7 protein-coding genes are annotated in these 11,341 nt (G+C 63.0%); 4 read left to right on the top strand and 3 right to left on the bottom strand.

Features of this window, described 5'->3' with window-relative positions; genetic code table 11:
* Nucleotides 1–245: 245 nt before the first annotated feature.
* Nucleotides 246–620, bottom strand: coding sequence for a hypothetical protein (locus C5708_RS19265; RefSeq protein ID WP_242923623.1), 375 nt, complete (start codon nucleotides 618–620; stop codon nucleotides 246–248).
* Nucleotides 621–695: 75 nt separating this feature from the next.
* Here C5708_RS19265 and C5708_RS19270 point away from each other — a divergent pair, with 75 nt between their 5' ends.
* From C5708_RS19270 to C5708_RS19285, 4 genes are all read left to right on the top strand, one after another.
* Complete coding sequence (locus tag C5708_RS19270; RefSeq protein WP_242923624.1) at nucleotides 696–2,264, top strand: recombinase family protein; 1,569 nt, start codon at nucleotides 696–698, stop codon at nucleotides 2,262–2,264.
* The gene (locus C5708_RS19275) at nucleotides 2,261–3,145 is read left to right on the top strand and encodes a plasmid partitioning protein RepB C-terminal domain-containing protein (protein WP_242923625.1); all 885 of its coding nucleotides are present in this window, start codon (nucleotides 2,261–2,263) and stop codon (nucleotides 3,143–3,145) included. The genes C5708_RS19270 and C5708_RS19275 overlap by 4 nt, the downstream gene beginning before the upstream one ends.
* A 1-nt stretch (nucleotide 3,146) precedes the next feature.
* Complete coding sequence (locus tag C5708_RS19280) at nucleotides 3,147–4,037, top strand: plasmid partitioning protein RepB C-terminal domain-containing protein (protein WP_242923626.1); 891 nt, start codon at nucleotides 3,147–3,149, stop codon at nucleotides 4,035–4,037.
* A gap of 305 nt (nucleotides 4,038–4,342) precedes the next feature.
* Entirely contained in the window at nucleotides 4,343–6,196 is a 1,854-nt protein-coding gene (locus tag C5708_RS19285; protein ID WP_242923628.1) for a type II toxin-antitoxin system HipA family toxin, read from the top strand.
* 11 nt (nucleotides 6,197–6,207) lie between these two features.
* On the opposite strand, the gene C5708_RS19290 is transcribed toward C5708_RS19285, so the two are convergent.
* Both C5708_RS19290 and C5708_RS19295 read right to left on the bottom strand, forming a co-directional pair.
* On the bottom strand, nucleotides 6,208–9,336 hold the full coding sequence (locus C5708_RS19290) for a hypothetical protein (RefSeq protein ID WP_242923629.1): 3,129 nt from the start codon (nucleotides 9,334–9,336) through the stop codon (nucleotides 6,208–6,210).
* Nucleotides 9,326–11,182, bottom strand: a complete 1,857-nt coding sequence (locus C5708_RS19295) for a phospholipase D family protein (RefSeq protein WP_242923630.1) — start codon at nucleotides 11,180–11,182, stop codon at nucleotides 9,326–9,328. Before C5708_RS19295 ends, C5708_RS19290 begins: the two co-directional genes overlap by 11 nt.
* Nucleotides 11,183–11,341 lie beyond the last annotated feature (159 nt).

Here is an 11,341-nt window from a genome sequence, read left to right on the forward strand (position 1 = left end):
ATTTTGCAAGCCGTTTGACACCGTAGGCACTGGCGGTCTATTTTCCTTGGGGATGCTAGGAAACGCGTCGTTGAGTTGCTCCTCGCGACACCACCAAGCATAAAACCCCGGCGATGACGGAGGCCGGGCGGCAGAAGGCGCTAGGACTTCCCGGGTTAAAAGGTCCGAGACAATTTCCTCCGCGAGCATACCCAAATTCCTCCAGTCGACGTTGTCAGCCGGCGCGCCCGATTGACCGGCGTCTTTCATCCTGACGGCAGGCCATCGATCGCGGCGACCGCATCAACGAGCTGTCGGCGCAGACTTGCCAGACCGATCGCCAGGACCAGATCTTGCCGATCCGCCAGGCCGAGCATTGTGCGTAGCACGAGATCGGAGTGGCGCATCAGGATAACCAGGTTTTCGCCGCTCGGGCTGTTCTTCCCCTCGAACCAGTTGCGAACCGCGCGCTCGTTTGAGCGCGTGAGCTGCGCCACGGTCTTGTGGGCGGAGGGCGTATTGCCGAATTCCGCTTTCAGCGCCGTGGCGATCGCTGTCGCGAGCGGCTCGACTGACTGAGGCGACGGAAAAGAATTTCCAGTTTTCGACTGAAGTTTTCGGTCTTTCTCGGAGAACGACATTCGTCCTGACTCCCAATAGATTTGGTGGGAAGTCGAACCTGTCCGCTCGGAGCCTAAACGAAAGCAGCCGGTGTGATGAACCTATCGGAGACGGTCACTGCTGAAGCATCGCTGCGGCCTCCGGTGCGCGCTGCGCGGTATGTCCGTATGTCGACGGAGCATCAGAAATATTCGACCGAGAACCAGGCCGAAATCATCGCCCAATACGCCGCTCGGCGTGGCTTCGAGATTGTGAAGACCTACGAGGACTCGGGCAAGAGCGGCCTTCGGCTCGATGGTCGGCTATCGCTTCAGCAGCTCATCGCCGACGTGCGAGGCGGTCAGACCGACTTCAAGGCGATCCTAGTCTATGACGTGAGCCGCTGGGGCAGGTTCCAGGACGCTGATGAGAGCGCCTATTACGAGTTCATCTGCCGGGAAGCGGGGATCGCCGTTCAATACTGTGCTGAGCAGTTCGAGAATGATGGCAGCCTGAGCGCGACGATCATCAAGAGCATGAAGCGGGCGATGGCTGGCGAATATAGCCGTGAGCTGTCGGTGAAGGTTTTTACTGGCCAATGCCGGTTGATCCGCCTCGGTTTCCGTCAAGGCGGTGCCGCGGGCTTTGGCCTACGCCGCTATCTCGTCGATGAGCATCGCCAGCCCAAAGCGGTCCTCAATCATGGAGAGCAGAAGAGCCTGCAAACGGACCGGGTCGTCCTCAGGCCGGGGCCACCTGAAGAAATCGAGGTGGTCCGGCGTCTCTACCGGATGTTCGTCGTCCAGCGCCGCACCGAAACGGAGATCGCCGCAGCCCTCAATGATGAGGGCATCCTCACCGATCTTGGTCGGCCATGGACGCGCGGAACCGTTCACCAGGTGCTGACCAATGAAAAGTACATCGGCAACAACGTCTATAATCGGGCGTCCTTCAAGCTGAAGGCGAAGCGGGTGGTGAACACGCCCGATATGTGGGTCCGGGGCGATGGGGCTTTCGAGGCGATCGTCGAGCGTGATTTCTTCGAAGCGGCCCAGCGGATTATTCAAGAGCGCAGTCGCCGCTTCACTGACGAGGAGCTTCTTGGTCGGCTGTCAGCCTTGCTCGTTGAGAAAGGTTGGTTGTCGGGCCTCGTGATCGACGAGGTCGAGGACATGCCGTCCAGCTCGACGTTCCGACACCGTTTCGGAAGCCTGGTGCGCGCCTATCAGCTTGTCGGGTACGCCCCGTCGCGGGACTATCGCTATATCGAGACCAATCGAACGCTGCGGACACTGCATCCCGATGTCGTGGCGCAGGTCATCGCCGATATTGGCGCGGCCGGCGGCACGGTGCGCCGCGACCCCATCACCGACCTCCTGCATATCAACGACGAGTTCACGGCCTCGCTGGTGATCTCTCGGTGCCACATCAGCCCCGCCGGCGGGCTGCGCTGGAAGGTGCGCTTCGACAGCGGGTTGAGGCCCAGCATCACCATCGTGGCGCGGATGCAGGAAGATAACGCCGCCATTCACGACTACTACTTGCTGCCATGGCTGGACGTCGGCGCCACGCCGAATCTGCGGCTCGCACCAGAGAACGGCATCCTGCTCGATGCCTACCGCTTCGATACGCTGGAGGCGTTTTTCGATCTGACGCGCCGCGTGCCGCTGAAGGTTGCCGCATGAGCGCGCCGCCCCCCGAAATCCGCTCGGTGCCGGTCGATCTGATCACCATTCTCAACCCGCGGGTCCGCAACAAGCGAATCTTCCAGGAGCTGGTGAATAGCATTGCCCATCTCGGGCTGAAGAAGCCGATCACGGTCAGCCAGCGACCCGGAAAGACGCGGTTTGACCTGGTGTGCGGTCAGGGTCGCCTCGAGGCCTTCATCGCGCTCGGCCAAACCGAAATCCCGGCCATCGTGATCGATGCGGCCGAGGAAGATTGTTACGTCATGAGCTTGGTCGAGAACCTTGCGCGGCGCCAGCACAGCCCATTGGAACTGGTTCACGCTATCGGCGCGCTGAGCGCCCGGGGCTATTCGCACTCGGAGATCGCCGCCAAGGTCGATTTCTCCGTCGAGTATGTCAGTGCGATCTGCCTGTTGCTCGACAATGGCGAGGAGAAGCTGATCGCGGCGGTCGAGCGCGGCGTCATCCCGCATTCGATCGCGATGGAAATCGCCCGCGCTAAGGAAGGCGAGGTTCAGCAGGCGCTGGCGCAGGCCTATGAGGAGAAGTCGATCCCAGGCAATCAGGTGCTCGCGATCCGGCAGATCATCGAACAGCGCAACACCAGCGGCAAGCAGCTTCACAAGCGGGGATCGCGGGTTGGTCGCACCCAAAAGCCGGTCACATCGGAGAGCCTGATCCGCGCCTATCAACGCGAGACGGAACGGCAGAAGCTGCTGATCAAGCGCGCCTCCTTGGCGCGCAGCCGGTTACTGTTCGTCGCCAACGCCATGCGGCGTCTGCTGGCCGACGATCATTTCGTGACGCTGCTGCGGGCGGAGGGGCTGAGCACCTTGCCGCGCGCACTGGCCGAGCGGATCGGACCGACGAAGGCGTAAGATGTCCGATACGGTCAAAATCGCCTTCGAGCGCAAGATCCTAGCCCTCCCGATCGCCGACCTATTGGCGACCAAGGCGCTGCCGGCAGGGGTGCGTGAGTCCGTCAAATATCGCCGGATTGCGGCATCTGTTGCGGAAGTCGGGCTGATCGAGCCGCTGTCGATCGCGCGCCAGAAGGGCGGCAGCTACCTTCTTCTCGACGGACACATGCGCCTGGATGCCCTGCGGTTTCTTGGTGCGACCGAGGCTCCTTGCGTTGTCGCCGATGACGACGAGTCCTTCACCTACAACAAGCGGGTCAACCGGCTGGCGACGATCCAGGAACACTACATGATCGTGCGCGCGCTCGATCGTGGGGTGTCGGAGGAAAAGCTGGCGCGCGCGCTCAATGTCGACGTGAAGGTGATCCGCCAGCGCCGGCATCTTCTGGCAGGGATCAGCGGGGATGTCGCCGAGCTGCTGAAGGACAAGCCGGTAGGGCACCACGCCTTCCAGAAGCTGCGCAAGATGAAGCCGATCCGTCAGCTTGAGGTGGCCGAACTGATGGTGTCGGCGAACAATTATACGGTCAGTTATGCCAAGGCGCTCCTGGCGACCTCGAAGCCGTCGGATCTGCACAAGCCTGACGAACTCAAGAAGGCGACGGGCTTGTCGGCCGAGCAGATGGGGCGTCTCGAACGGGAGATGGCGTCCGTGAGCGAGGACTATAAGGAGCTTGAGGTCTCCTATGGCGACGACATGCTGGTCCTGGTCGTGGCGTCCGGCTTTATCGAGCGCCTGCTGGCGAAGCCCGAGATCGAGGGATTTCTCGCGGGGCGGCACCCCGAGTTTCTGGAGAATTTCCGCGCCATCGTGCAGGCCACCTCGCTCGATCAATCGACGACGCCCTGACCGTTCAAGCTTGGGGACCGGGACCCAGAAGCGCCGGGACCGTCGGAGAAGCCGCCGCGAGGGGCGGATCAAGGGCGGTGGCGGGGATGGCGGCGAACCCGCTCGGAGCCCGCTAGGCCAGTCGCCATAGGGCTGGCTGCGTGCCGTTCGCGGCATGATTGTTCTGGAGCGCGCCGATCATTCCGGGTCGGCGCGCTCCAATCTCTTTAAGCGCTGGAATTATCGCGCATCTCAGATGCGCGATAATTCTTGCACGCGGAGCCGGATGGTGGGATTAACGCGCATCTGAGATGCGAGATAATCCTATGGCTCTTCATCTAGTCGGTGAGACAATTGACGCCAAACGCGCGCATCAGCGCGCGCAAGCCGGTGAGTTGATCCAGCTCGTGCGCGGGGTTTACGTCGATGACCAAGGTGACATCGAGGCGACGATCCTCGGTCATGCGGTGCGTATTGCGCACTATCTCTATCCCAACGCCTATCTGTCGTCGGCAAGCGCGGCGCTGCTCGCGCCGACGCCGGACGGACGGTTGTTTATCAGCGGCCGCCGCAACCAGCGCACGCGGTTGCGGACGCTCGAGATCATCCAGAACGAAGCGCCGAAGCATCCATCGACCGCGATCGCGGTCATCGGCGACGACCTGGGCGAATTGCGCGTCGATGCCTCATCGCCACGCCAGCGCTTTCTCGAAGCGTTCCGCCTGCGCAGCGAACATGCGAGCGCGGTTACCGCCGAAATGCGTGCGCAGATGGCGGCGCGCCTGGTGGAGGAGCATGGGACGCCTCAAGCCGCGGCCGACGCCGTCTGGGTGCTGGCGCGCGAGAACGAATGGTATCGCGAAGGTGAAGGCGCCGAACGCTTCCTGCTGGCACAGCCGGGCGTTGCCAAGGCGCCGGTCAACAAGGCAGCGCTCGATCTCCTCGTCGCATGGCACGGTGAGCCGCTCGGCCGGCTGACCCACGATGGATTTGAATGGCGCTGGAAGCCGGGGCGTCGAGCGGGACCGGCCCTCGTGCGCGAAACCACGCCGGGCAAGCTGCCGGCCTTCATCGAATCGCTGCTTCCCGAGGGCTGGCTGGCGCAGGTTCTCCACGAACGCGATGAACGCGAGGCGCTCCGGCGCGGACGGCGATATATGTCGAACATCGTCATCGTCGAGGGTCGAGAAGAACTGGCAGCGCTGCCTGCTGACATTCTCACGACAACACTGGCTGGATACATCGACACCGGTCGCTTCACGGGCCGCTACGCCGGTCCGGCGCGGGGCGAGATCGAGGAGACCTTCGAGCAGAACCTGGCGCGCATCTTCGCGCGCGCGGAAACGCCGCGCCTGTCGGGCGTCCAGATCAAGGCGCCGATGAGCCTGATGCCTGATGGCGCCCTCGTTCCGGCCATCGATCAGCCGTTCACCCATATCCTCAAGCCCGCCGGCACGGCGGGCTTCGAGACGTTACCGGTCGTCGAGTGGCTTTGCCTGGAGCTTGGCCGCTCGGCCGGGTTCGATGTGCCCGACGCCGCGCTGCTGGAGATGCCCGACGGCATGTCGCCTGCACTGGTCGTCGAGCGGTTCGATATTCGTCGCGGGCCAGCGGATCAGCGGCGTCTGGCGATGGAGGACTTTTGCTCCATTTTGGACCTTCCAGCATCCGCCAAATACGACGGAACGATCGAGCGGATGGCGCGCGGCCTACGACCGCTGTCGACCGATCCGGCCAGCGATCTCGATATCCTGTTCCGCCGGGCCGTGTTCGCCTGGCTCATCGCCGATGGCGATATGCATCTCAAGAACCTCGCTGTGCTCAAAGTCGCCGAGGTGGATGCCAAGGCCTTCACGAGCGTGCGCTTCGCGCCGCTCTACGACGCCGTCACCACGCGCGTCTTCCCGGGTTTGGGGGGCGATCGCATGGCGCTCAAGCTCAACGGCAAGGATGACCGTCTGACGCGCCAGGACTTCCTCGCGCTGGCGCGGACAATCGGCGTATCCGCCGGAGATGCCGAGACTGCGATTGCGGACTTGACCGCGCGTGTGGCCGACCGGGCGCAGGGGCTTCAGCTACCTGCCTTCGCGGCCGAGGCTGAGGCCGCCAAGACAGCGCAGGAGAAGGTGATCGCCTTGGTCGGGGAGCGCTGCAAGGCACTTGCCGTTGAAGGCGACTGAGCGGCGCGACTTCACGGTTGGAGCCGGATTTGCAGGTCGGCGAGATCTTCTGCCGCCATGGCGGTTCCCATGAGGCTGTGAAGATACTCCAGCAGGTCTTCCTGACGCGGTTGTCCGAACGCGAGGCGATAGACGGTCAGGCTTCGTTTGAGCCACTCGAGTCGTCGGACCTCGCGGCTGAACGGGAGCATGGGCACGCGGCGTTCGACCTTCACCGGCCCTTCGTAAATCCAGTAGGGAATGAGGTCAGAGTCATTCTCGGTCTCGGCGCGAGCTGCGTCGAACATGATCTGCCAGGGATCATCGTGATCTCTCTCGCGCCCACGCACCACGTCGACCTGCCGATGCGCCAGATTTAGGCGGATAGCGTGACCCTTGAAGCGGTGGACACGCCCCTCGCGCTGCTCGAGATCGACGGGATTTCCGGGCAAGTTCCAGTGATAGAGCCGATAGCAATAAGGGTGAAAGTCGAGGCCTTCCTGTCCGACAGAGGTCGTGGCCAGCGCGAAGGGTCGGAACGGTGAGTTGAAGGCATCGCGAACGCTGGAGAGGCGTGCGGCCCCGCCTTCCTCGTCTTTGTAGTCGGCCAGGCGCATGGCGAAGCGCCCGCGCATCTGGAACTTGTTGATCACCAGCTTCTTACCGTCGACCGTTGGATCTTCGACATCGATCTGCGAGGGGCGAATGGCCAACGCCTCCGAGATCGCCTTGCTGATCCCAGCGATACGATCGACGGCTGGCTTGGCGCCCAAGCCCTCGGCGTCGAGCAGATAGTGGACGTACTCGTCGAGAACGGCCTGAAGGTTATGCTCAACGCCGTAGGTGAGCACCTGGCGCCAATAGCGGTCATCGTCGTCCTTGCGGAGGAGGGCGACGGCGTCGTGCTGGTTGAAAAGCGTGCGGAAACCCCAGGAGATCTGGTTCGCTGCCTTCAGCAGTCGATGATCGTCCCAAGCGAGATCGGGCGCGATCCGGTGCAGGGCGCGCAGCGCACAGACTGCGGGGCTGCCGAGAGCAACATCGACCAGAAGGTCAATCAGCGTGTCCGGTACGGGTCCAAAGGTGCGTTCGGTCGTCACAGTCCGCAGTTCGGCGACATGCTCCTTGAAACCCTCTTCGTTGCCGAGGAGGGCGAAGCCGTAAGGCGAGTTGACCCAGGCGACGGAGCTGGCTTTCGCCATGGCGTCGATGACGGCCGGGGCAGCCCATTCCCAATCGCGGCCATCTGCGGTGTCGCCTGACCGCTCGGCGAGCGCGGCGACGCTCTCGCGCAAGCGGTCGGCGACGGCTTTACGCATGGCTTCGACCGACAGGGTTTCGTTTGACGCTCCAAAGATCGCAAGAGGGTCGGCAAGGCGCGCCAAGGTCGGCGACGGATAGACCAGGTGCATTGCGCGCATGGCGACTAGCCGCCCTTGATTTTGCCGGAACTGGATGGGGCGTGGGCGAACATGACCGAAATATCGCTGCCCCGAAGCGCCAACGCCCATGCGGCGTTCGGCCTCGTAGGACAGGATTGACGCGATCGCATCGGGCACCATCGACCAGGATGAGAAGATCAGCGCCTTGGTCAGCGGCGGCCCGGATCGCTCGGGACCGTAATAGGGTAGGGATGGTGGGATCCACAGATGTTGATCGAGACCATCGCCGAACACGTCATCCATGACGCCGCGCATCCGACCGTTAGCGGGTTCGAGCGGCTCGTAGGCGTCAAGCCGGTCGCGATCGAGCATGGCAGGCCGTGCGCGTTCGAGCGCAGCGCACAGATTGGGCGCCGGCTTGTCGAGCTGATCTTTCAGAAGCCGTTTGAGCGCATAGTCGCGCATGAAGTTGAGGAGGTAGGGCGCGGACTTCCAGTATTCGGTGATCTCCGGCGCATCGAGGGCGCGCGCAACGTCCGACACTGCTGCGGCCTGGCGTAGATCAGATGGCAGGATCGTGATGGCCATCGGCGGCTCGCCCACCATTGAGTCGCGCTCGATGGTGCTGGCCACGCGTTCGGTGCGCGCCATTACCTTGCGCAGCCGGTCCTCGACGACGTGGCGCGCGCCGATGGCCTCGTTGCGCGCGCCGGGCAGGGCATGAAGGAAGCCGCGAAACTCGCGCATTTCGCGTTCCAGCGCTTTAGCCACGTCGGGACCGTTGGTCCGACCGTAGAGGAAGGACAAGGTCTCCAGAAAATCACGGTAATGTTCGCCGTCATCGGGTTCGTCACCCGACAATGTCAGCATCCGGTAGGGTGTGGCGGAAAGCAGAAGCGTGCGCGCGGCATGACCCTTGCCGTCCGAGTAGTCGAACAGCTCGCGCGCCAGGTCAGCAGCCGGGGTTTCGCCGTGGAGCAAGTCGCGGAACCGCTGAAACTCATCCATGATGATCAGGTCGGGTTTCAGGGCGTCGATGCAGGCGTGCGAGAGTTTGCCGCGAAGACGACCGACCAAGGCATTGCGCCGCTGGTTCAGCTCATAAGGATAGGCTTCACGGCGACGCGGGAAGAGGTCGCAGACCGCCTCCAGTTCCGTGAATAGTTCGGCATCTTTTTCGACGTCGCGGCGGAAGCGATCGATGATCCGTTGATCAACACCATCCAGAGACAGTTCGCGGACGGCGGTATTCCAGCCATCAACACCGGCGGACACCTGAAGCAGATTGTGCAGGCCGCGCGGCCGCGACACCCGGTCTTCGAGCATCCGCAGCAGCAAGGCGCGTTCCTGCGTGACGCCTGTGGTCGAGCGCAGGTCAAAGGTCGTGCCTGGTGTCAGGCTGATGAAGTTGACCTTGTTGGCGTCGAGCCCCTGATCGCCCCGGACCTGGAGCGGTATAAGGGTCATGCGGGTCGGTAACGCCAGCTCGCGTCGGCCAAGCACATTGAGCCGATTGATGTTCTGAGCCGCAATCGCCTGATTGGAACAGATATAGAGGATATCGATCCGGTCGGTGCTGCCCCAAAGCTTCTCGATAGTGCGGGCGATGACGCCGCGCGCGACCATGGTTTTGCCAAGGCCCACTTCGTCCGCGACGAGAAATTGCCTCACGGGATCCTGATCGCCGTAAAGCCGGTCAAACACATAATCGACTGTACGACGCTGAAAGGCTTTCAGCGGAGCGAGGGCAGCTTCGGCTTCAAACCGGTTATCCGTCATGGCTGAGGCCCTGATCCTGGAGGGCAATGCGGAAAGCATCCCAAAGGGTTCGGAAATCGCTGGGTATCGGATCGGCGCCGGTATCGTTGCCAGCCTCCAATCGCGTCATCAGGCGTTCGATTGCATGAAGTCTTTCGCCTCCACGACACAAGGCGCGAACCATATCTTCCAGGAGCGGTGCGTCGTCGGCGGCACTGGCCCAAGCCATGCTGCCGGAACCTTCCTGCGCCGCCAAGGCCGCGCCGAATGGATCGCCGAGTTCTGACAAGAGGAGCCGCAGATAGCGAAAGAACGCATCTCGGCTGTCGATCACCCAGCGAAGAATGGCGGCATGGCGTTCAGGTGGAAGGCCTTCCATCACCAGACTGGTGCTGAACAGGGCTGACACCTGGGCACCGTCTGCGGTCAACCGAAAGGCCAGAAAGCGGGTGAGGTCGACGATCGGCATGGCACCGAGATCGACGGCCGTTCCTGCGCGAAGGGCATCCAGCACATCGCTGGCATGGCCATCTCCTCGGGTGATGGGCCAAACCTGCAGCGAGGCGACGCCGACAAGCGGCAACGGCTCCGTGGGAATGAGCCAGACGCGCCACGGGTGCGCATCGCCGTCAATGCTTTCGATCCGCTCACAGCGCAGGCGCAATCCACCGCGGCACAAGGCGCGGCGTGCGTCGTCGAGCCGGGCCTCTGCGGCGATGGTGGCGGGATCAATGGGTTCAAGCTCGCTGGCAACGAAGGTGCGGGTGAGGCGCCCAAAGCCCTTCTCGCCCATGATCTGCTCGACGCTGCCGACCTTAGATCGCTTGCCTCTGAGCGAAGCGAAGAGCTCCACATTGTTGCCCGACAGAAGGGCAGGACGCGTCGCGTTGCCGGACCCGATCGTCAGGATCGTGTCCCAGCCCGTCTCGGCGATGAATGCCTTTGCGTGTAGTCCCTGAAGCGCGCTGGTGGAGACCTCCTCGCCGTCTTCGCTTGCGGCCATTTCGTCGAGGACGGAAACGCGTTCAAAAGCGTCCAGTGTGGCGCTGTCGACGCAAGCCAATTGATCCGGCCGGCTGATGATGACGGGCTTTTCTGCTGTCGGCAGCCCGCTGAGCAGGTTGAGCGCACTGGTATCGCAAAAGGGCGAGATGACGCCCAGTCGCGCGCAGGACGCAGGCTGCCAGATTTTCCCGCCAAGCCCGTTGACCGCGAAGCTGACCTCGTCGAACCGGTCGGGCACGCTCCACCGGGCGCGCCGAATATCTTCGGCAACCTCGGCGGTCAGTGTGCGCGCATCGTCGGAGATGCCGGCGACAGCGAGGTCTGGCAGTCGGCTCAGAAGATCGAAGAGCGGCCGGTTGTTCGCATCGGGACGGCGCGTCAGCTCGCCGTCGAGGCGTAGCGAGATGTCCCAGGACCGATCTCGCGTAAGGTTGCGCGAGAGCACCAGCAACCGCAGGAGCGTCGGATCTTCGGCGCGCGTCGGCCGATAGCGGAGAGCCCAGAGCTTGGGATGGAACGCACCTTCGCGCGGTGCGGCGACTTCGACGATGATGCGTTCGAGCAGAGAGCAGAGCCGTGAATGAGGGCGGCTTTGAGCATGAAGATGCCCTGCATCGGCGTAGATGACGAGGCGTCCAGCGATCCGCTCGGCGCCTTCGAGCAGCGCCAGCGGGTGGGTGAGAATGTCGTCGCGATTTTCAGCCGCGAACAGGGCGAGGCTGACGGGTGCGGCGAGCGCGGTTTCGAAATCGAGCGAGAAAGTCGTCGCGATCGCAGCGTCGAAGACATAGCCCGGAGGGGGCTGAAGGCTGTCGCCGTAGAGAACGCGGGTTTCCGGATCGAGCGTCGTTCTATTCAGCACTGGCAAGATCCCGCAGGTGCGACTTGGCTTGTGCCCATCGGAAGGTTAGCGGCTCGACACCAGAAGCGCCTGTCCAACGGTCTCGCACGGCTCGGTTAGCGAATCGGGACTGGCTTGTTTTCAGTCGCCGCTCGCGATCCTGTCAAACGGCTTGCAAAA

Source organism: Caulobacter sp. CCUG 60055, assembly GCF_022750545.1.
In the GTDB taxonomy this organism is placed as follows: domain Bacteria; phylum Pseudomonadota; class Alphaproteobacteria; order Caulobacterales; family Caulobacteraceae; genus PUIC01.